The sequence below is a fragment of the Mesorhizobium sp. M8A.F.Ca.ET.021.01.1.1 genome (assembly GCF_003998025.1).
Classification (GTDB): Bacteria; Pseudomonadota; Alphaproteobacteria; order Rhizobiales; family Rhizobiaceae; genus Mesorhizobium.
Map to the genome: position 1 here is coordinate 1 of NZ_RZSJ01000032.1, position 21,000 is coordinate 21,000.

Here is a 21,000-nt window from a genome sequence, read left to right on the forward strand (position 1 = left end):
CCATGATCGGCCAGCATGGCGGCAAAGCGCTTTTCTGTCGTGCGGAAGAATTGTTCGTTCTGCCAAAGCGTGTCGTCGGCATCAAAGCCGATCGTGGTCAGTTCGCTGGTTCGCATCGCCGGCTTCTCGATTGCGGGAAGGCGCCAAACCTAAGCCGACCGGCAGGCGGTTTTCAACCTGCACCGGCAATTGCCGGCGGCGGCTCCTCTTCCCTTCCATCACGCGGCACGGCTATACTCCGAAATCCGCAACCCAATCTGGTGAATGATGCCGCCTGCAAAAAAGGAAGTCCGTCCGTCGAGCCGCGGAGGACGGGCGCGCACGCCTGCCTTTGTGAAAAACCTGCGTGGTGTGAAGAACTGGAAGGAAGTCAGCGATTGGCTGGAATGGCGCGGCATCGAGGATATCGAATGCATCACGCCTGATCAGGCCGGCGTGGCGCGCGGCAAGATGATGCCGTCGAAGAAATTCACCTCCAACACCTCACTGGCGCTGCCCTCGGCCGTCTTCATGACGACGATTTCCGGCGGCTATCCAGAGGACGGCAACGGCTTCCACTATCCGGAAGACGACGGCGACCTCAAGCTGATGCCGGACCTGTCGACGCTGACAGTGGTGCCATGGGAAGAAGACCCGACGGCGGCCGTCATCTGCGACCTCGTCCACCAGGATGGCCGTTCGGTCGAGTTCACGCCGCGCAATGTGCTGAAGCGCGTCATTGCCGCCTACGACAGACTTGGGTTGAAGCCGGTCGTCGCGCCCGAGATCGAGTTCTACCTCGTGCGCAAGAATCCAGACCCGGACTATCCATTGACCCCGCCCGTCGGCCGCTCCGGGCGCGCGATCGGCGGCGGCGCCGGCTATTCGATCGCCGGCGTCAACGAGTTCGACGAACTGATCGACGACATCTACCATTTCTCCGAAAGCCAGGGGCTGGAGATCGACACGCTCATCCACGAAGAGGGCGCCGGCCAGCTCGAGATCAATCTGCGCCATGGCGACCCGGTCGAACTTGCCGACCAGGTGTTCATGTTCAAGCGCACCATCCGTGAGGCGGCTCTCAAGCACGAGATCTACGCGACCTTCATGGCCAAGCCGATCCAGGGCCAACCAGGTTCGGCCATGCATATCCACCAGTCGATCATCGACAAGAAGACGGGCAGGAACATCTTTTCGGCCGAGGATGGTTCCGAAACCGAGGATTTTTTCCATTTCATCGGCGGCATGCAGAAGCACGTGCCGAACGCGTTGGTGATGTTCGCGCCCTACGTCAATTCCTACCGGCGGCTGACGCAGGCGGCATCGGCTCCCGTAAACAACAAATGGGGCTACGACAACCGCACCACGGCGTTCCGCGTGCCGCGTTCGGACCCCGCGGCGCGGCGCGTCGAGAACCGCATTCCGTCCTCCGACGCCAATCCCTACCTGGCACTTGCAGCCTCGCTCGCCTGCGGGCTGATCGGCATCACTAGGAAGATCAAGGCCGAGCCGCCGGTGCTGACGACCGCCAACGCCGACGAAATCGACCTGCCGCGCAGCCTGCTCGAAGCCGTCGACCTGTTCGAAGGCGACGAGGAACTCTGCGCGTTGCTGGGCAAGTCCTTCGCCGCCACCTATGCAGCGATCAAACGTGCGGAATTCGAAACGTTCATGGAAGTGATCAGTCCGTGGGAGCGGGAATACCTGCTGCTCAACGTCTGACCAGTCATGAACTATCAGTCCCCAATTTCTCCCGGCCGCTCCTGGTATGAGGACACTGCCGGCCCACGGCCCGAATATCCGTTGCTTGACGGCGACCGGGCCTGCGATGTCGTCATCATCGGCGGCGGGTTTACCGGCCTCTCGGCGGCAACGCATCTCGCCAAGGCTGGGACCAATGTCGTTCTAATCGAGTCCTATCGCTTCGGCGACGGCGCTTCCGGGCGCAATGGCGGCCAGCTCGGCACCGGCCAACGCGCCTGGGCGGAGGATCTCGAGGCCGAATATGGCCTTTCCCGCGCCAAGGCGCTGTTCGATCTTGCCGAAGAGGCCAAAGCCCACCTGCTCGAATTCGCCGCCATCAACCAGATCGATATCGACTACATGCCGGGTCAGCTTTCGGTTGCGCACAAGCCGCGCTATGTCGACGACTACAAGGCGCATGCCGAACTCATGGCCGGCCGTTTCTCCTACCCGCACATCTCATTCATGGATGCGAAGGAGACCGCGGAGCGGCTGGGTTCGAGCGCCTATTTCGGCGGCACGCGCGACACCGGCACCGGCCATATCCACCCGATGAAACTGGTGATCGGCACGGCGCGGGTAGCGGCACAAGCCGGCGCGCACCTGTTCGAAGCGACGCCATCAACCGGCATCATCTCCGCCGGCGGCAAGGTCAGGGTTTCCACGCCCAGAGGTACGGTGACGGCGGAGAAATGCCTGATCGCGGTCAATGCCTATGGCGGAACGCTCGAGCCGGTGAGTGCCGCGCACATCATGCCGATAGGATCCTTCATCGGCGCGACCGTGCCGCTGGGGTCGGAGTCGAAAGTGCTGCCAGGGGGCGAATCGGTCGACGATTCCCGTTTCGTCGTGCGCTATTTCCGCAAATCCCGGGATGGCCGGCTGCTGTTCGGCGGACGCGAGGTCTATGGCGTCAACGATCCAAAGGATATCCACATCCATATTCGCCGTCAGATCGCAGAGCTCTATCCGGCGCTGAGCGATGTCGAGATCACCCATGGCTGGGGCGGTTATGTCGGCATCACGGTGCCGAGAAAGCCGTTCGTGCGCGAAGTGATGCCGAATGTGATCTCGGCCGGCGGCTATTCGGGTCACGGCGTGATGCTGTCCAACTTCTTCGGCAAACTCTATGCCGAAACCGTCACAGGTAACCGCGACCGGCTGAAGCTGATCGAGGACCTGAAAATTCCGCCCTTTCCTGGCGGCCGCCGGTTCCGAGCGCCGCTGCTTTTCCTGGCGCTCAACTGGTTCGCGCTGCGCGACAGGATTTAATGCGTCGCGCAAAAGTGCCCTCGCCCAGGACGAACGACGAGCATCAAAACAGATCTAAAGTGCGTTGTTATAAGTCCGGTTCGAGGCGACGTGCTTCAGGCAGGGATCGGATCGCCGTCATCTGATGCGATCACGATCTCATGTAATATTGTAATATCCATGTAACATTTGTTGCCCGGGCGAGACATTGCGGAATTGCCGGCGAAGGCGCAGAATCCTCGGTAATGGCGTACTGATGCCACAATCGCGGACGAAAGGTCCGCATCTGGGCGATTGTTCGGGGATTGTTGCGGGCCTGCCCGCGTTTTGGGACCGATGCTGATCGAACGCATGATTTGCGAGATTTGATCGAAAGAACACCGGCCCGCTTATGGAGGTGGCAAGAGTGAGAGAGCCCTTCAGTTTCGGTGCTCCGGAACGTCGGCGCTTTGCCATGCAGTTCGGCTATGACATGCGCCCGTCATTCTGGCAGGGTGTCCGTTCGAACTCGCACCTGGTCATTGCCGCGGTCGGCACCGCCGCACTGCTTGGCGTTGCCGCGGTTGCACTCTGGCTGGCATTGCCGACCAGCGAGAGGCAAGCGGCCGCCAGCCCCGAGCAGAGCATTCCGGCCATTCCAGTGAAGACGACGAAAGTTTCCCCTTCGGGGACTACGGTCACCGCAGCTGCCGTGACACCGCAGGCGGAGCGCAAGTCCAGCCAGGTGTCACCGATCGTGGCAGCGGCGGCGGGCAACATACAAGCGCTTGCGCCCAATGATCCCCGCTGGACCGGGGCACAGCCAAAGGCTGCCGCCGCGGCAGCTGATCCCGATCAAGCGGCTGCCCCCAGCCAGATAGCCAAGCAGCCCGAGCCGTTGCCTGACAAAACAGCGGCATTCGCCCAATCGTCTACCGATACCGATGCCACCGACGAGCTTGCCAAGGTCGCAGCGCCGAGCCCGCCTGCGAACAGCAGCAATCCCGATGGCGCGCAGACCGCCGGCATTCCGGAGACGCAGCCGCAAGTACCGGAACAAAAACCTGCAAATGCACAAGGCGAAGATAATGCAGCCAAGGCGAAGCCGCGCAAGGTGGCTGCGGCGGGCAGCGGCCGTATTCTCAGGACTGTCACCATGCGCAGTGCTCCGAAGAAGGGCGCAGCCTCCATCGGCACGGTGCCTGCCCGGACTTCAGTGCAACTGATGGGCTGCAAGCAGTGGTGCGAGATCGTCTACAACGGCAAGCACGGCTGGGTGTACAAGAGCTACGTCAAGCCCGACGCGTAATATCCGACGATCGCCGCATTCAGATGCAGCGCCCGCCATCGACTTCCAGCGCCACGCCGGTGATGAAGGCGGCCTCGTCCGAGGCCAGCCATAGAGCCGCATTGGCGATATCGAGCGGGGTCGACAGCCGGCCGAGCGGAATCGAGGCGTGGAATGTCTCGCGGATTTCGGGCGTATCGGCGCCCATGAATTTCTCCAGCATGCCGGTCTCGCCGGCGACCGGGCAGAGGCAGTTGACGCGGATATTTTTGGGCGCGAGTTCCACTGCCATCGATTTGGTGGCGGTGATCGCCCAGCCCTTCGAGGCATTGTACCAGGTGAGGCCAGGCCGTGGCCGCAGGCCCGCGGTGGACGCCGTGGTCAGGATGACGCCGCCGCCCTGCCGCTCCATGATCGGTATGACGGCAAGGGCGGCGTGATAGATCGCCTTCATGTTGACTGAGGTGATCAGGTCGAAGGTTTCCTCGTCGACCTTGAGCATATCGCCGTTGCGATGGGTGAACCCGGCATTGTTGACCATGATGTCGATGCGGCCGAAGGCGCTTTTGGCCGCATAGACCATCTCGTCGAACTCGGAGCGCAACGAAACATCGGTCTGCGTCCAGATCGCCGCCGCGCCGATCTCGCCGGCGACACGTTCCGCCCCCTTGGCGTTGAGATCGGCAACGACGACCCTGGCGCCCTCTTGCGCAAAGCGCTTGGCCATGCCTTCGCCGAAGCCGGATGCCGCACCGGTGATAATGGCGACCTTGTTTTCCAGACGCATGCGTCTACCGCTCCTTGGGTTCATCGCGCAGCCTGCACGAAAGAGCTGACAGCCCGGCCGGTGCCGCGACGGGATACAGCCCGATTTCTCCCTTAGCTTTCGTCACATTCACGTTCTATGCTGCAACTGCGAAAGCTTCCGGAGTCTTCGTTCACGACAAGCCTCCCGGCGGCGCCAGTGTCAAGCGCACAGGTGGATCCAATCAATATCCAGCGATTGGTCCTCGATGTGACACCATGGCACTGGAAAATTTAAATCGATTAGAATATATCAGCCGCGTACTCGCGTACCGGCGTCAAAGCGGACAGACCATGACCAGCCAGATCATCCCCGTCGACCCTTTCGACTTCATCATCTTCGGTGGTACCGGCGACCTGTCGGAGCGCAAGCTGCTGCCGTCGCTCTACTACCGCCAGCGCGACCATCAATTCTCGGAGCCGACGCGCATCATCGGCACGTCGCGCTCGAAGATGAGCGACGAGGAGTTCCGGGCCTTCGCCAAGCAGGCCATTTCGGACCACGTCAAGCCGGGCGATATCGATGCCAAGGAGTTGAAGACCTTCCTGGCACGGCTTTCCTACGTCCCGGCCGATGCGACGAGCGGCGCCGGCTTCGACAAGCTGAAAAAGGCGATCGGCGAAAGCGATCACATCCGCGCCTTCTACCTGGCCGTGGCGCCGGCGCTGTTCGGCGATATCTCGCACAAGCTCAAAGAGCACAATCTGATCACGCCGAATTCGCGCATCGTGCTGGAGAAGCCGATCGGCCGCGACCTCGCCTCGGCGCGGGCGCTCAACGACCTGGTCGGCGACGACTTCCACGAAAGCCAGATCTTCCGCATCGACCACTATCTCGGCAAGGAGACGGTGCAGAACCTGATGGCGCTGCGCTTTGCCAATGCGCTCTACGAGCCGCTGTGGAATTCCGCCCATATCGACCACGTGCAGATCACCGTCGCCGAGACCGTCGGCCTGGAAGATCGCGTCACCTATTATGACAAGGCCGGTGCGCTGCGCGACATGGTGCAGAACCACATGCTGCAGCTGCTTTGCCTCGTCGCCATGGAGGCGCCGTCGTCGATGGACGCCGACGCCGTGCGCGACGAGAAGCTGAAGGTGTTGCGGGCGCTGAAGCGCATCAACGGCAACGAGGCGCCCAAGCACACCGTGCGTGGTCAGTATCGTGCCGGTGCGTCGGCCGGCGGACCGGTGAAAGGTTATGTCGAGGAGCTCGGCAAGGACAGCAACACCGAGACCTTCGTCGCCATCAAGGCCGAGATCGGGACCTGGCGCTGGGCCGGCGTTCCCTTCTATCTCAGGACCGGAAAGCGGCTGGCGACCCGGGTTTCGGAAATTGTCATCGAGTTCAAGCCGATCCCGCATTCGATCTTCGGCGACAGCGGCGCAGGACCGATCTTCGCCAACCAGTTGGTCATCCGGCTGCAGCCGGACGAAGGCGTCAAGCAGTTCATCATGATCAAGGATCCAGGCCCGGGCGGCATGCGGCTGCGCCAGATCTCGCTCGACATGAGCTTCGCGCAGTCTTTCGACGGTCGCGCGCCGGACGCCTATGAGCGGCTGATCATGGATGTCATCCGTGGCAACCAGACCCTGTTCATGCGTCGCGACGAGGTGGAAGCCGCCTGGAAGTGGATCGACCCGATCCAGAATGCCTGGGAAGGCGCCAAGCAGGAAGCACAGGGCTATACGGCAGGCACATGGGGGCCGTCAGCCTCGATAGCGCTGATCGAACGTGACGGGCGGACATGGCACGAGAGCAATTGAACAGCGCCGGCTACGACTGGAATGCCTTTCCCGACCGTCCGCAACTGGCCTCGGCGCTGGCTGCAAAGGTGGCCGATCGCCTAACGAGGGCGATCGACCGGCGCGGCACGGCGGTGCTCGCTGTCTCCGGCGGCACGACGCCGGCAAAGTTCTTTGCCGCGCTCTCCACGGCGCCGATCGCCTGGGACAAGGTGATCGTGACGCTGGTCGACGAACGCTTCGTGCCGGCCTCCTCGCCGCGATCCAATGCCGGACTGGTTGCCGCAAACCTGCTGCAGAACGCGGCCAGGGCGGCCCGTTTCGTTCCGCTCTACCACGAGGCATCAGGCATCGAGGATGCCGCGGCTTCCGATGATGCGGCATTGCGATCCCTGCCCTGGCCGCTCGATGTCGTGGTGCTAGGCATGGGACCGGACGGCCACACCGCCTCGTTCTTTCCCGACGCCGACGATCTGCCGAAGCTGCTCGACCCGGCGTCCGACAGGATGATCCTGCCGGTCCATGCCAAAAGCGCTGGTGAGCCGCGGCTGACCCTGACGCTCGCCCGCATCATCGATGCGGGTTTCCTCGCCTTGCACATAGAGGGCGAGGAGAAGCGCATCGCCTTCGACAACGCTGTCGCACCCGGACCGCGCAAGCCGATCCGCGCCGTGCTCGACGCATCGCCCAGGCCCGTGGAGGTTTTCTGGGCGCCCTGACTTCAAGTTTACAAGTGGTCCCGGCAACGGCGGGAGGATGTTTCCGGGACCTCGCCTGAAAGGACCTGATGCCATGACCGCAAGACGCGACATCGAAGCCATCACCGAGCGGATTCGCCAGCGCTCCAAACCGGGCCGCGAGCGCTACCTCAGTCGTATCGCCGAAGCGTCGAACCAGACCGCCAACCGTTCGGTGCTGTCCTGCGGCAACCTTGCCCACGGCTTTGCGGTGTGCAGCCCCTCGGAAAAGCTGGCGCTGGGCGCCGACAAGGTGCCCAATCTCGGCATCATCACCTCCTACAACGACATGCTGTCGGCGCATCAGCCCTTCGAGGCCTTCCCGGCCTTGATCAAGGAGGCCGCGCGCGAGGCCGGTGGCATCGCCCAGGTCGCCGGCGGCGTGCCGGCGATGTGCGATGGCGTGACACAAGGCCAGCCGGGCATGGAGCTGTCGCTGTTCTCGCGCGACGTGATCGCCATGGCGGCCGCGATCGGCCTGTCGCACAACATGTTCGACGCCGCCGTCTATCTCGGCGTGTGTGACAAGATCGTGCCGGGACTGGTGATCGCCGCGCTCACCTTCGGCCATCTGCCGGCGGTTTTCATTCCGGCCGGCCCGATGACGACAGGCCTGCCCAACGATGAGAAGGCCAAGGTCCGCCAGCTCTATGCCGAGGGCAAGGCAGGACGGGCCGAACTGCTGGAAGCCGAGTCCAAATCGTACCATGGGCCGGGCACCTGCACCTTCTACGGCACGGCCAATTCCAACCAGATGCTGATGGAGATCATGGGCCTGCACACGCCGGGTGCGTCCTTCGTCAATCCAGGCACGCCGTTGCGCGATGCCTTGACCCGCGAGGCGACGAAGCGGGCGCTGGCGATCACCGCGCTTGGCAATGCCTATACGCCTGTCGGGCGGATGATCGACGAACGCTCGTTCGTCAACGGCGTCGTCGGCCTGCACGCCACCGGCGGGTCCACCAACCACACCATCCACCTGATCGCCATGGCGGCGGCCGCCGGCATCGCGCTGACCTGGCAGGATATTTCCGATCTTTCGGAGGCAGTGCCGCTGCTGGCACGGGTCTATCCGAACGGGCTGGCCGACGTGAACCATTTCCATGCCGCGGGCGGGCTCGGCTTCCTGATCCGCGAGCTGCTCGACGAAGGCGTTCTGCACGAGGATGTGCAGACGGTGTGGGGCGAAGGCCTGCGGCCATATGCGGTCGAGGCAAAGCTCGGCGCCGACGGCAGCGTGGTGCGCGAGGCGTCACCGCGTGCCAGCGGCGACGAAAAGGTGCTGGCGCCGTTCAACAAGGCGTTCCAGCCGACCGGCGGCTTGAAAGTGCTGTCGGGCAATCTCGGCCACGCGGTCATCAAGACTTCGGCCGTCAAGCCGGAGCGACGTCTCATCGAGGCGCCGGCCAAGGTGTTCGACAGCCAGCAGGGACTGAACGACGCCTTCAAGGCCGGCACGCTCACCGGTGATTTCATCGCCGTCATCCGCTTCCAGGGGCCGAAGGCCAACGGCATGCCGGAACTGCACAAGCTGACCACCGTGCTCGGCATCCTGCAGGATCGCGGCCAGCGTGTCGCGCTGGTCACCGACGGGCGCATGTCGGGCGCTTCCGGCAAGGTGCCGGCGGCGATCCATGTGACGCCGGAAGCGGTCGAGGACGGGCCGATCGCGCGGATCCATGACGGCGACATCATCCGCCTCGACGCCGATGCCGGCACGCTGGAGGTGCTGGTGCCAGGGACCGAATTCGCGCTGCGCCGCACGGCCGAGGCCGACCTGATCGGCAATGAATTCGGTTTCGGCCGCGAGCTGTTCGCTGGTTTCCGCCAATTGGTGGGCCGCGCCGACCACGGCGCCAGCGCCTTCGGCACCGCCTGACGCGTTATGTGCGGCATGAAAAGGGCGGCTCATGGCCGCCCTTTTTTCGGGTCGAAATCGCAATCCTTATTGCACCGTCAGTTCAACCCGCTCTCCAGCCTTCACGGTCACGGTGCCTTCCTTCTTGCTGTTGTCCGGCTTCTCCGAGACCACCGCGTAATCGCCCGCCGCTATCGCGGCCTGATACTTCTCGTCATAGGCGTAGCCGATCGACTTGCGATTGCCATTGATGTCCTTCCTGGTCTCGAAAATCTCGATCTTGGAGGTGCCGGGCGCCGTGATTGCCAGCACGCCGGCATTCATGGCGACCTTGAGGTCCTGGAACTCGCCGACCTTGACGCTGAAAGGCTGTTCCATGACTGCGAGGTCAACCGTCGCGATCAACACATAGTCGTCGGGCGGCAAATCGAACTTGCTGTCGGGGCCATAGGCATACGTGACCTCGTCGCGGGTGCCATCGATCTTCTTCTTGGCCTTGAGCACCTTGAAGCCGACGCCTGAACCATCGGCCTTGTCGCCGCCGGCCGCATAATAGGCGTTGGCAACGACATGGCCGACGCCAACGATGATGTCCTTGTCTATCACCCGGCCGGCAGCGAGCGGGATCGTTTCGGTGACCGCGCCCTGTCCGATCGTGACGGTCACTTTCTGGTCGCCGGCCGGCAACACGGCTTTCGTGTCTCCATAATAGGTCGGGGGGTTGTCGGCCCCCGGATAGGCGATCACGACAGCCGCCCCGCTGGCCACATCGGCACCTTGGCTGGGACGCGGATGCAGGATGAGCGTGCCGGCATTCAAGGTGAACTGCGGCTTGTAGACCTGGCCTGCCTCGATCTTGATCTTCTGCTCCACCTTGGCCTCGCCGTCGCGCGCGACGATGACGTAGTCGCCGGGTTCCAGATTGGCTTTGTACTTGCCGTATTCGGTGGTGATGTTGTCGCCGCGCGTGCCGTCCGATTTGGCCTTGTAAACTTCCCAGGCATTGCCGTCAGTGACGGGATCGCCGCCCTCGGCCAGCACCACGGTCGGCATGAAATTGAACTCGGGCTTGGCCGGCTCCGGCGCTGGTGCCGGAGCGGGGGCCGGTGCCGGCTCGGGCGCCGGCGCCGGCGCTGCGACGGTCTCGACCAGCGCTTCCTGCAGCGCCTTCTCGTCCGAAGCCTGGCTGTATTTGCCGCCGGTGCTGTCGGCGAGGCAGGCAATCTGCTTGCCTTCGTCGGCGGTCAGGCCGAAGCCGACGACGTCGGCGGTGAAATCGACGCCGGAGGCTTCGAGTTCCTTGCCAAGCGCACAGGGGTCGCCGCCGCAGGTTTCGAGCCCATCGGTGATGAGGACGACCGTCGCCTTGTCCTCGGTGTATTTCAGCGCTTCGGCCGCCTGCTTGACGGCTGCCGTCAGCGGCGTCTTGCCGAGGAATTTCATACTGTCGGCGGCTGCCGAGATGGCGCTTGCCGAGCCAGCCTGAGGCGGCACGATGAGCTGGATGTCGTCGCAGCTGCCCTTCTCGCGATGGCCATAGGCCATAAAGCCGATCTCGTCGTCTGCGGGAACCGATTGAAGCACGGTCCTCAGTGATTCACGGGCGATTTCCAGCTTGGGCTTGCCATCGATCTGCGCCCACATCGATCCCGACGCGTCGAGGATGATGATGACCTTGTTGGCGGCAAAGCCGAATGTCGTCATCGACAAAAGGAGGATCGCCGCAGCGACGCTCCGTGCAAGTCCCGCCATCGAAATCTCCTGAGTTAGCCCCCTCGTCGGCACGTGAAAGCTATTTGACGGGGCGTCGGGACACAAGCCCGCAGGCATGGCGCCGGCATGCCCGACCAGGCAAATCACTCAGTATGTCGTGCGGCGCTCTTCCGAGGGCGGGCGGCCAAATTGCAGCCGATAGCTCTGGGCAAAATAGGAATGCGAGGTGAAGCCGGTCGCGATCGCCACGTCGAGGATCGGCATGTTGGTCTGACGCAGCAATTCACGCGCCCGCTCCAGCCGCAGCCGCATATAGTAGCGCCCGGGCGTGACGTTGAGATGGCGCAGGAACAGCCGCTCCACCTGGCGCACCGAAAGGCCCGCCGACTTGGCAAGCTGTACCGCCGACAGCGGCTCGTCGAGATGGTCGGCCATCAGTTCGACGATGCGCCTGAGCTTCTCCGACTTGCCCGTCAGGTCACGCTCCGGGCCGACGCGCTGGCGGTCTCCGGCTGAGCGGATGCGCTCGTGCTGGAACTGGTTGGCGACGCCATTGGCGAGGTTGGAGCCGAAATCGCCACGCACGATCTCCAGCATCAGATCGATAGAGGTGGTGCCGCCGGCGCAGGTGTAGCGCTTGCGGTCGATCTCAAAGACATTGCCCGTGCAGTTGATATCGGGAAAGCGCTCGACAAAGCCGGCGCGGTTTTCCCAATGGATGGTGCAGCGATAGCCTTCGAGCTGGCCGGCCTCGGCCAGCAGGTAGGACCCGACCGACAAGGCGCCAAGCGCGTTGCCGCGCCGGCCCCAGCTGCGCAAGGCCGCCAGAACCTTGCTTTTGCCCGGAAATTCCGTCGTCAGGCCGACCGAAACGAAAAGAATGTCGACCGGCGGCAGGTCGGCGACGGCGTAGTCGATCTTGAGCGGCAGGCCGTTGGAGGCCATCACCGGGTCGCCATCGGCGGAGACCGTCGTCCAGCCGTAGAAATCGCGTCCAAGCAGGCGGTTCGCCGACCGGAACGTGTCGATCGCGGCCGCCAGCGAGAACATGGAAAACTTGTCGACCAGCAGGAAGGCGAACTGCCGGCCACCTTGAACGGGATCATTCGTGACCGGCCGTTCCGGGGAAATAGTGGGATTCGGCAAAGCTGCGGCTTTCAGGGTCAACCCGGGCTCAGAAGGAAGGCCGCTTCAATCCGGCCGCAAGGTAGGCCGAAGCTAACGTATTGGCCATCAGCATGGCAATGGTCATCGGACCGACACCGCCGGGCACCGGGGTGATCGCGCCCGCCGCCTTGGCCGCCTCGGCATAGGCGACATCTCCGACGAGACGCGACTTGCCCTCGCCCTTCTCGGGCGCGGGAATGCGGTTGATGCCGACATCGATGACGGTGGCGCCAGGCTTGACCCAATCACCCTTGATCATTTCCGGCCGGCCGACCGCAGCGACAAGGATGTCGGCCGTGCGGGCAAGCGCCGGCAGGTCCTTGGTGCGGCTGTGAGCGATGGTGACGGTGCAGTTGGCGGCAAGCAGCAGATTGGCCATCGGCTTGCCGACGATGTTGGAGCGGCCGACGACGACGGCGGTGAGGCCGGACAGGTCCTTGCCGCGCACGCGCTCGATCAGGAGCATCGAGCCGGCGGGCGTGCAGGGCACGAAGGCCGTGTCGAGTTCACCAGTGCCGAGCTTGCCGACATTGATGAAATGGAAGCCGTCGACATCCTTCTGCGGCGCGATGGCCTGGATGATCTTGCCGGCATCGACATGGGCGGGCAGCGGCAGCTGGACCAGGATGCCGTTGATGGCCGGGTCGGCGTTGAGTTCGGCGATGAGCTCGAGCAGTGCCGCCTCGGACGTCTCGGCCGGCAGCGTGTGCTGGAGCGAATGAAAACCGCATTCCTTGGCGGTGCGGGATTTGGAAGCGACATAGACCTGGCTGGCCGGATCCTCGCCGACGATGACCACGGCGAGACCCGGCTTGGCCTTGCCCTTGGCGACCAACTCGGCGGTCAGCGCCTTGACCGATCGCACCACGTCTTCGGCAACGCTCTTTCCGTCAATCATTTCGGCCATGGACCACCCTCAATATCGTTCCGCTCAACGCTGCCTTCGGAAAACACAATGCAGCGGCGCAGGCAATCTGCAGCGCGGCATTGTCATGAAAATTCAAGTTCGCAATCCCGTCAAAGCGCCGTTCCATGCCGTTTACGTGAAACCGGCACGGTTTTGTTCGGCCTCCACACCCTATCTGGTGGCTCAGAAGTAGCGGCGACGGGTGCGGTTTTCCGTGAGTTCGCGGACCGCTTCGCGGAATTCACGCAGGCTGGCGCGAATCTCTTCGACCGATGACTGTTCGCCCCCCTCCTCGACCGACCTGGCATGGGGAGCGGCTGGATCGGCCGGTGGCTGCGTCGGGACGGGCGGCGGCGGGTACGGCATCGGCGCCGCATAGGGTTCCGCCAGCGCTTGCGTATAGGGATGACCCGCCTGTGACCGGGGCTGCGCCGGGGGATAGCCCATCGGCTGCGCATAGGGAGAGGACGGCAAGGGCGGAGCCGGATACATTGCCTGTTGCGGCATCAGCGGCGAGCGCGAGGGCGACGCCATTTGCCGCCCATATCCTGCCTCGGCGCCTGGCTGGAAAGGTGACTGCGAATAATCCCGGCCGGCCGTCGCACGAGGGCCGAAACCGGGCTCCGGATAGCCAGGGAATATCGGAGCGTTGGCCGGCCGTCCGTTGTCGGCAAAGGCGGGTAAGGCGAACTCGCTGGAGATGTCGCCGTCGGCTTCGGCCGAGGGTTTGCGGGACATGGCCTTGCGCAGTCTCGACATGAGTGCGCCGATCCTCCCGGAGCCTTCGGCGGAAGCGGCCTCGGTCCTCGTGGCCGGCGGCGGTGGCGCGGGAGGCGGCGCTACAGGCGCTGTCGGCATTGGCGGAGCGGGTGGAGGCTCCGTCCGGAATGCCTGCGCCTCTAGAGGCGCCCTCTGTTCATCCAACTTGCGTTCGTCCAGCTTGCGCTCGCGGCGTGAGCGCGAGCTTGCCGTCTCGCGCAGGCTGTCATAGGTCCCGCGCAAGGCGCCGAGACCAACACCCGCGCCAAAGCCAAGCAGCAGCCCGGCCAGTGCCGCCAAGGCCCGCGAGGGTCCATTTGGCTCAAGTGGGGCTTGAGCGGAGGTGATCACGTTGATGTTGGTCGTGTTGATGCCCGTCTGTTCACCGGTCTCCTTGGCGCGCAGAAGATATTGCTCGTAGACGGAACGCTTGGCGGTGGCCTCACGCTCCAGTTCGCGCAGGGCAACCAGGTCGCTGTTGACGTCGCCGCTTTGGACCTTGGCCTGAGCCAGCCGAGACGCGAGGTCCTGTTCGAGCTGGACCGCGCGCTTCAGGTCGACCTGTAGCGAAGAGGCGATGCGGCGCAGTTCATTGGCAATGCGCTCGCGCGCGCCGGCAATCTGGGCATCGAGAGCCTGGAGTTCGGGATGGCGCGGCCCCAGCCGAACCGCGGCACGATCGGCCTCCTGCTTCAGCGTCGCATATTGCGAGCGCAGATCGCTCATGGTGTTGGAGTTGATTTCTTCCGGCAACGTGCCGGTCAGAACGGAATTGACGTCCAGCGAACGCGCCGACGCCGCCCGGGCATTGAGTTCCAGCGTGCGGGCGCGGGCGACGGAGAGCTGCTCGTTGAGCTTCAGCATCTGATCGTCGCTGATCAGATGGCCTTGCGCGTCGACGAGACCATGCGTGGCCCTGAAATCCTCGACCTTGCGCTCGGCCGCCTCGACCCCCTTGCGCAGATCATCTAGCTTGGACGTCAATTCGTTCGTCGCGCGTCCGGCCATGTCGGACTGGTATTTGGCGGCCTCCTGCTGAAAGACGGTCCTCGTCGTATTGGCGATGAGCGCCGACTTCTCGCCGTTCTGGGTTACAGCGCTGACGGAGATGACAAAAGTCTTGCCGGTGCGTTCGACCGACAGGCTCTTGGCCAGATTGCCAACGGCCAGCGCCTGGCGGCGAACCTCATCGACACCGCCCGGCCCATCGTGGCGTGACACAATCGAGCGGATAAGCGACATGACGCCAAGGCCGCCGGAACCCTGGCCGTTGAACTCCGGATCGTTGACTAGATTGAGATTCTTGACGACCTGATCGAGAACGGTGCCCGAGGTGAGCATCTTGATCCGGGTTTCGACGACGGCCAACGCGGCGTCGGGCTGGCCCACCGGTTGCGTGAGATCGCGATCGGAGAGCTTCAGGTCGCCCGGCTCGATGATCAGTTCGGTCGTGGCTTCGTATTTCTTCGGCATCGACAAGGCGATGGCAATGCCGAGCCCGGCGCCCAGTATCGTGGTCGCGACGATCAGCAGCTTCGACCTGGCGACGCCGCGAACAACCAGCATCGGATCGATCAATGGCTTCCATTGCTGACCGTCCGCACCGCCATCGGAGGAGGTATCGGCTCCGTCCGTGGCGCGGGATCCGATTGCATCACGAGCGCGACCCGTCCCTGAAGGTTCTTCCGGCGCCGGCCTTGCGCGCGGCATGTCGGGAGGAAGATCGCCGGCGCCGGTCTCCGCCCGGGAGCGCCAGGCGTCGTCGGCTTCAAACGGCTGCTCCCCGTCAAGAGGGAACGGCGCGGCGTCACCGACGGCAAGCGGCGACGGGCTCGCCTTGGTCTCGCGCCGGGAACGGGCCAGGCGATGGCGCGTGGCGGCATCCTCGCGCCATGAAGGATTCGCGCGATCTCCTATCGACACCAGCGAAGCGTCGTCCTCGCCACGCACGGCGTCGCCAAGCGCCAGCAAGGAGCGCTCGCGCTTCCAGTCCTCACGGTTTTCCCTGTCGACCATTATCGTGGAGCTTTACTCTTGGCCGCTTGGGAGCGGCGGTCGGCCATTCGTTAAGCCACGCTAAACAGGCATAGGAAACAAAAGGTTAATTTCCGGAAGACGGTGGCAGGAATTCACGTCCTGATTGCAAGAACTTCTAACACAACCTAAAGCTTCAGAACGGCGCGTTAAACTTTCCGGCCTATGCATTTCCTTGACCTATGACTGAGGCGAGCGACATACCGCAAAGGCGGACCTTCGCGCGGATCGGCACCTTCATGGCCGAACGACGCGGGCTGGTGCGCGACTATTTCTCGGCGATCAGCGGTGCCGGCGGGCGACTGGTGTTTTCACTCGCTTATTTCATCGCACTCGCCAATACGCTCTCGATCGCCGAATTCGGCATGTTCGCCACTGCCTCGGCGGCCGGCGTCATGCTGTCGCGAATCCTCGCCTTCGGGTTCATTTCGGCGCTCTATCGCACCGCTACCATCCGGCCCAATCTGATCGGCACCTTCACCGCCGGCTTCCTGGTGCTCGGCGCCGCCTCGCTGCCGCTTTTGGCCGCCGCCTCGTTCGGCGTCTACCTGACCTTCTTCGCCGGCACCGTGCCGCTGTCGGTGTTCACGGCGATCGTCTTCGCCGAGGCGCTGCTGTGGCGACCGGTGGAAGTGGCGCTGATCGTCAACAACGGGCTGGGCAAATTCGGCCGCGCCGCCATACTGGCGATCCTGGCCACGGCACTGCGGGCGCTTGGTGCGGTGTTATTCATGGTCTCGGCACAGCACGGCATCTGGGTGTGGTCGTGGTTCTACATCGGCGCCAACGCCGCCTCGCTGCTGCTCGCGTTTGGGTGGTTTTATCCGCGCCAGAGGCTGCGGCTGCGCGTCGAGCTCTATCTGCGGCGGCTCGCCGATTCCATCTATGTGGCCGGCGCGGAGGTGCTGTTCTACCTGCAGATGGAGTTCGACAAGCTGCTGGTGCTGGCGATCGGCGGACCACATCTGGCCGGCATCTATGCCATCATCATGCGCCTGGTCGACCTGACGGCCATTCCCATCCGCACCTTCTCGATGATGCTCGTGCAGCGCATGATGCGCGCGCCCGAACTCCTCTCACGGCTGGCGGTCAAGAGCGGCATCGAGGGCGGTGTGTTCGCGGTCTCGACGCTGGCGCTGGCGGCGCTCGGCATCGTGCTGCATTTCTTCCCCAACGCGCTCGGCAGGAATGTCTCCGAGGCCGCGCCCCTGGTGGCGCTGGCGATCTGCGTGCCGGGACTGCGCAATCTGGTCGAATACCAGGCCGAGCTTCTGTTCGCGCGCGGCCAGACGCTGGTGCGGGCGCTCAATCTGGGCCTGCTCGCCGCCCTCAAGGCGCTGCTGCTGACCTATGTGCTGACCACCATTACCGAGACATCTGATCTGGTGCTGTCGCTCAACATCGTCTTCCTGCTGCTCTATCTCGCGTCGATGCTGCTGACCTATTCGGCGCTGCGCCGACCGGCGAAGGCAATCTAGGACAAGTCAGCGATCAAGCCCGATCAGGCGGCGGATGCGGCCGATATCCGTGCCGATAAAGGACTGCATGCCGATCGCCACCTGCTCCGGCGCCATGCTGGCGACGAAGCGGCGGAACTCATCGTCCGACAACGCCTCGCCCGTCCAGTGGACACGGCAGAATTCCTCCGAACCGTGGAAATGGCCGGCGCCGTCCAGCAGATCATCGACATAGCGGCCGTAGATCATACATTCGGAGAATTTGCGCGCCGAGCCGATGACCTCGACCCAGTCGCGACCATGGACCTTTTCGATCCGGCCGCACATGGCCAGCACCGTGTCACGGCGCCAGGCGATCAACGTCGAGATATAATCATGGACCGACGCCTGGGACCGGTCGATGCCGAGTGCGGCGCCGGCATTGCGCGACCACACGCGATGCTCGTCATGGCCGTCATCGGCGAGCACGCCATCGCGGCGGAACAGGCGCGCGCTGCCATCGCGCCAGAAGACACCGCAATCGAACGCCTTCAGGAAAGCGACGTCGGAATCGCAGAAGATCAGCACGTCTTCCCTGGCGTGCGCCGATATGGCGATACGGCGCAGTTGCTGCACGTGCCAGCCGCGCAGCGGCTGGGTCTTCATGCTGAGCCAGACGCGCCGGCGAAACAGGCTGAACGGATCGTCGAAGGCGCGCAGCCAGCGCGGCAGGAGATCCCGCTCATCGACGATCGAGCGGCGGCTGGTCGCCAACTGACGGAAAAGCGCGAGGTCGCGATGTTCGACCAGAATGTAGTGGTGCGCAGCACCCGAGACATGGCGGTCAAGCGTTTCGCACAGCAGGCGGCAGCGCTCGAAATCCGGGGCGTAGCTTGCCGTCACCACCGCCGCCGTTGGCGTCTTCGGCAACAGGCCTGGACCGGGCGACGGGTCTGGGACGAACCGCTTGTTCAACGAAACTCTCCAGGAGCATCTCCGACGGTCTCGGCGCCCCGCGACCATTTCTGCTTGACGACCCGCCACAGGAACAGCGGATTGCCGACCACATAGCGGCGCCAGAGCCGGCCGGGCTCGACCGCCAGCCGGAACAGCCATTCCAGCCTCAGGCGGCGCATCCATGGCGGCGCGCGCGGCACCGAGCCGCTCAGGAAATCGAGCAGCGCGCCAACCGCGACCGGCAGCGTGCAGTGGCGTTCGTCGATGTGGCGTTCAATCCACAGTTCCTGGCGCGGCACGCCCATCGCGACGAGCAGCATGTCAGGCCGCAATTTTGCGATCCGACCGATGATCTCCGGCTCCTGCGCGGCGGAGAAATAGCCATCGTGAACGACCACGAAGCTGTGCTGCACGGCAAGCGCCGCCAGCTTCAGCGACGCCGCCTCGGCGTTGACACGCGTCGCACCGAGCAGCCCCACGGTCAGCGGCCGCTTGGAAGCCTGCAGGAATGCGGGCACGAAATCGGTGCCGTTGAGATTGTCGGGAAATGCCGCCCCGTAGAGAAGCTTCGCGGCGAGATCGACGCCGATGCCATCCGGCAGGATGAGGAAATCGTCGAGCGCCTCGGCGAAGACCGGGTCGGTATAGGCGATGTTGGCATTGTGAGCGTTGAGGAAGCTGACCTTGGTGAAGCGCTTCTCGGCAAGCAGGCGATTGAGCAGGGCGATCGCATCGTTCCAGCGGATGGCGAGCACCGGGATGCCGAGGATCATTTTCAGACTGTCGAGCCCGAACGCGGCGCGGGTGGCGTGCATGTTCATGCAAGCACCTCCCGCCGGACGGCGCCGATTTTTTCGAGACCGACACGAACCGCGGCGTCGAGCGCCTTGACCTGCCGGCGATGGAAGGTGGTGCCATCGACATCGTCGATATCGGCCGCGGCAGCCTCCAGGGCCTGGGCGAAGCCGGCCGGATCGTCGGTGACCACGCAATTGGCGGGGCGGTGGTCGATGCCGCGCAGCGAACGGCTGGTGGCGACCGAGGGCAGGCCAAGCTCGAAGGTCTCAATGGTCTTCAACTGTACGCCGCTGCCCGCCGTGCTGATCAGCGGGATGACGGCCGCGCCACAGACGAAAGCCCGGGCATCCGGAACGCGGCCGACGAATTGGACGCCCGGATGCGTCGAGGTGACGCCGGCAGGCATGTGGCCCGCGATGCGGATGCGGAAACCAGGCCGCAGGTGCGGCACCACCTTGCCCAGGAACCAGTCGAGGCCGATGCGGTTTGGCTGCCAGGTCCAGGTGCCGATCAGCGCCGCGTCGCAGTCGATCGGGCGCCGCCCTTTCCGGACCGGCGCCGTGTCGCCGGTTACCAGCGGCAGCACCGCCGAACGCTCATCCGAGGCGACACCGAGCGCCAGGCGATCCTCCTCGGCCAGCGTGAAGACGAAGCGCGCGCGGCGGCAGAGACGCTCTTCGACGAGCTTGAGCAGCCTTGCCTCGCGCCGGAACAGCAGACGCTGGAAAATGCCGCCGGCGGCAGCGGCATTCTCGCGGGCCGAGAGATGCTCGACATTGTGGGCGACGAAGATCGAAGGCCGGCCTTCGAAGAGCTTTTCGAAAGCACCGGCGAACTGCACGGAATTCAGCACATAACCATCGAATGGACCGGCGCGTTCGATCGCGGCCTGAACGTCGTGGTCGGACACCGCACGCAACTTGACCGACGCGAAGGTGAGGCCCGAAAATATTGCCTTGCCGACCCAGGAGAGTTTTTGCAGCGGCGAAGCACTTTCGGTGCGCACGTCGATCGCACCAAGCACCACCGTGTTTTCGGGATCTATCGCGGCTTTCCCGGGCCAGGTGAAGCCGATGACCGTCACGCGCGCGCCGGCGCGCCGCAAGGCGGCGATGATCGCGGCGTTGGCGATCTCGTAGCCCGAGGCGAGAGCACCGTCGGGCACGATCGATGTGGCGAACAGCAGATGCATCTCACTATCCTGTGGTGTAGCCGGTAGCAAAGCGCGGTGAACCCTTGATTAAACGAGCACGGTCAACGCCCCAAAGCCCATGCCTGGCGGGCCTCTCCGTGCAAGGTGATTAACGAAACCTTATCATCGTGGTGCTACCAGAACGCGACTCAAGACGCGGCTGGATACGGATGATCCCTTTGCCATCGGACGGTTCGGTATCGATCGCGGGACGGTCTCCCCGGCTCGACGCGGAGGCCGTCGAAGCGATCGTCACCTTGCCGACTTTCAAGCGGCCCGAACAGCTGCTGGAGACGCTGGCGTCGCTGCGCCAGCAGCAAACCGGCAGGCGCTTTGCGGTCATCGTTATGGAGAACGAGGCCGAGGCGCGTGACGGTGCCAAGGCCGCGCTGCCGCTGTTCGAGCGCGGCGAGATACCGGGCATGGTCATCATCGCGCATGAACGCGGCAATTGCAGCGCCTATAATGCCGGCTGGCAGACGGCGATCCTGCATTTCCCGAACTTCAGGCATCTGCTGGTCATCGACGATGACGAGATTGCCGATCCGCAATGGCTGGAGCGGATGTGCCGCGCGGCCGAAACGCTCGGGGCCGATATCGTTGGCGGGCCGCAGGTGCCCGTCTTTGCCGATCCTGCCCACGCGACATGGGC

At 64.0% G+C, this 21,000-nt stretch carries 16 protein-coding genes and 1 pseudogene; 8 read left to right on the forward strand and 9 right to left on the reverse strand.

Features of this window, described 5'->3' with window-relative positions:
* Positions 1 to 116, reverse strand: a pseudogene (locus EOA36_RS38050) (HAD family hydrolase); the annotation flags it as partial.
* A 148-nt stretch (positions 117 to 264) separates the two neighbouring features.
* Here EOA36_RS38050 and EOA36_RS05200 point away from each other — a divergent pair.
* The 3 genes from EOA36_RS05200 (at position 265) to EOA36_RS05210 (ending at position 4,261) form a co-directional block, all read left to right on the forward strand.
* Positions 265 to 1,701, forward strand: a complete 1,437-nt coding sequence (locus EOA36_RS05200) for a glutamine synthetase family protein (protein ID WP_167531254.1) — start codon at positions 265 to 267, stop codon at positions 1,699 to 1,701.
* A 6-nt stretch (positions 1,702 to 1,707) separates the two neighbouring features.
* Entirely contained in the window at positions 1,708 to 2,994 is a 1,287-nt protein-coding gene (locus EOA36_RS05205; RefSeq protein WP_127275887.1) for an FAD-binding oxidoreductase, read from the forward strand.
* Between the two features lie 385 nt (positions 2,995 to 3,379).
* On the forward strand, positions 3,380 to 4,261 hold the full coding sequence (locus tag EOA36_RS05210) for an SH3 domain-containing protein (RefSeq protein WP_189553127.1): 882 nt from the start codon (positions 3,380 to 3,382) through the stop codon (positions 4,259 to 4,261).
* 19 nt (positions 4,262 to 4,280) lie between these two features.
* Here EOA36_RS05210 and EOA36_RS05215 read toward each other — a convergent pair whose 3' ends face one another.
* On the reverse strand, positions 4,281 to 5,027 hold the full coding sequence (locus EOA36_RS05215; protein WP_127275889.1) for an SDR family oxidoreductase: 747 nt from the start codon (positions 5,025 to 5,027) through the stop codon (positions 4,281 to 4,283).
* Positions 5,028 to 5,338: 311 nt separating this feature from the next.
* Here EOA36_RS05215 and zwf point away from each other — a divergent pair, with 311 nt between their 5' ends.
* From zwf to edd, 3 genes are all read left to right on the forward strand, one after another.
* Positions 5,339 to 6,811: a glucose-6-phosphate dehydrogenase gene (gene zwf / locus EOA36_RS05220; RefSeq protein ID WP_127275890.1), complete on the forward strand. Its 1,473-nt coding sequence runs from the start codon at positions 5,339 to 5,341 to the stop codon at positions 6,809 to 6,811.
* Complete coding sequence (gene pgl, locus EOA36_RS05225; RefSeq protein WP_127275891.1) at positions 6,793 to 7,509, forward strand: 6-phosphogluconolactonase; 717 nt, start codon at positions 6,793 to 6,795, stop codon at positions 7,507 to 7,509. The genes zwf and pgl overlap by 19 nt, the downstream gene beginning before the upstream one ends.
* Before the next feature lie 73 nt (positions 7,510 to 7,582).
* Positions 7,583 to 9,406 (forward strand): phosphogluconate dehydratase, encoded by a 1,824-nt coding sequence (gene edd, locus EOA36_RS05230; RefSeq protein WP_127275892.1) that lies wholly within the window; start codon positions 7,583 to 7,585, stop codon positions 9,404 to 9,406.
* A gap of 66 nt (positions 9,407 to 9,472) precedes the next feature.
* Here edd and EOA36_RS05235 read toward each other — a convergent pair whose 3' ends face one another.
* The 4 genes from EOA36_RS05235 to EOA36_RS05250 form a co-directional block, all read right to left on the reverse strand.
* The gene (locus EOA36_RS05235; protein ID WP_127275893.1) at positions 9,473 to 11,137 is read right to left on the reverse strand and encodes a VWA domain-containing protein; all 1,665 of its coding nucleotides are present in this window, start codon (positions 11,135 to 11,137) and stop codon (positions 9,473 to 9,475) included.
* 108 nt (positions 11,138 to 11,245) lie between these two features.
* Positions 11,246 to 12,244, reverse strand: a complete 999-nt coding sequence (locus EOA36_RS05240) for a GlxA family transcriptional regulator (protein ID WP_032922464.1) — start codon at positions 12,242 to 12,244, stop codon at positions 11,246 to 11,248.
* Between the two features lie 28 nt (positions 12,245 to 12,272).
* Positions 12,273 to 13,172 carry a bifunctional methylenetetrahydrofolate dehydrogenase/methenyltetrahydrofolate cyclohydrolase FolD gene (gene folD / locus EOA36_RS05245; RefSeq protein ID WP_127275894.1) on the reverse strand — a complete coding sequence of 300 codons (900 nt, stop codon included), beginning with the start codon at positions 13,170 to 13,172 and terminating at the stop codon, positions 12,273 to 12,275.
* A gap of 183 nt (positions 13,173 to 13,355) precedes the next feature.
* Positions 13,356 to 15,947, reverse strand: coding sequence for a GumC family protein (locus EOA36_RS05250; RefSeq protein WP_127275895.1), 2,592 nt, complete (start codon positions 15,945 to 15,947; stop codon positions 13,356 to 13,358).
* A gap of 200 nt (positions 15,948 to 16,147) precedes the next feature.
* Between EOA36_RS05250 and EOA36_RS05255 the strand changes: the two genes are divergently transcribed.
* Positions 16,148 to 17,443 (forward strand): lipopolysaccharide biosynthesis protein, encoded by a 1,296-nt coding sequence (locus tag EOA36_RS05255; protein ID WP_127275896.1) that lies wholly within the window; start codon positions 16,148 to 16,150, stop codon positions 17,441 to 17,443.
* A gap of 6 nt (positions 17,444 to 17,449) precedes the next feature.
* Here the strand turns inward: EOA36_RS05255 and EOA36_RS05260 are convergent, their stop codons facing one another.
* Genes EOA36_RS05260 through EOA36_RS05270 form a run of 3 tightly spaced genes read right to left on the reverse strand, consistent with a single transcriptional unit; the run spans position 17,450 to position 20,348 of the window.
* On the reverse strand, positions 17,450 to 18,376 hold the full coding sequence (locus tag EOA36_RS05260; protein WP_127275897.1) for a DUF6492 family protein: 927 nt from the start codon (positions 18,374 to 18,376) through the stop codon (positions 17,450 to 17,452).
* Positions 18,373 to 19,179, reverse strand: coding sequence for a WecB/TagA/CpsF family glycosyltransferase (locus EOA36_RS05265; protein ID WP_127275898.1), 807 nt, complete (start codon positions 19,177 to 19,179; stop codon positions 18,373 to 18,375). The genes EOA36_RS05260 and EOA36_RS05265 overlap by 4 nt, the downstream gene beginning before the upstream one ends.
* Entirely contained in the window at positions 19,176 to 20,348 is a 1,173-nt protein-coding gene (locus tag EOA36_RS05270; RefSeq protein WP_127275899.1) for a glycosyltransferase family 4 protein, read from the reverse strand. The genes EOA36_RS05265 and EOA36_RS05270 overlap by 4 nt, the downstream gene beginning before the upstream one ends.
* Positions 20,349 to 20,518: 170 nt before the next feature.
* On the opposite strand from EOA36_RS05270, the gene EOA36_RS05275 reads away from it, so the two are divergent.
* On the forward strand, positions 20,519 to 21,000 hold a 482-nt coding region (locus tag EOA36_RS05275), incomplete at its 3' end, for a glycosyltransferase (RefSeq protein WP_127275900.1).

Coding starts and splice junctions, on each gene's coding strand:
- edd (WP_127275892.1), top strand. CDS start 7,583: ATGACCGCAAGACGCGACATCGAAGCCATCACCGAGCGGATTCGCCAG.
- folD (WP_127275894.1), bottom strand. CDS start 13,172: ATGGCCGAAATGATTGACGGAAAGAGCGTTGCCGAAGACGTGGTGCGA.
- EOA36_RS05205 (WP_127275887.1), top strand. CDS start 1,708: ATGAACTATCAGTCCCCAATTTCTCCCGGCCGCTCCTGGTATGAGGAC.
- EOA36_RS05200 (WP_167531254.1), top strand. CDS start 265: ATGATGCCGCCTGCAAAAAAGGAAGTCCGTCCGTCGAGCCGCGGAGGA.
- EOA36_RS05265 (WP_127275898.1), bottom strand. CDS start 19,179: ATGAACATGCACGCCACCCGCGCCGCGTTCGGGCTCGACAGTCTGAAA.
- zwf (WP_127275890.1), top strand. CDS start 5,339: ATGACCAGCCAGATCATCCCCGTCGACCCTTTCGACTTCATCATCTTC.
- EOA36_RS05215 (WP_127275889.1), bottom strand. CDS start 5,027: ATGCGTCTGGAAAACAAGGTCGCCATTATCACCGGTGCGGCATCCGGC.
- EOA36_RS05235 (WP_127275893.1), bottom strand. CDS start 11,137: ATGGCGGGACTTGCACGGAGCGTCGCTGCGGCGATCCTCCTTTTGTCG.
- pgl (WP_127275891.1), top strand. CDS start 6,793: ATGGCACGAGAGCAATTGAACAGCGCCGGCTACGACTGGAATGCCTTT.
- EOA36_RS05270 (WP_127275899.1), bottom strand. CDS start 20,348: ATGCATCTGCTGTTCGCCACATCGATCGTGCCCGACGGTGCTCTCGCC.
- EOA36_RS05250 (WP_127275895.1), bottom strand. CDS start 15,947: ATGGTCGACAGGGAAAACCGTGAGGACTGGAAGCGCGAGCGCTCCTTG.
- EOA36_RS05255 (WP_127275896.1), top strand. CDS start 16,148: ATGACTGAGGCGAGCGACATACCGCAAAGGCGGACCTTCGCGCGGATC.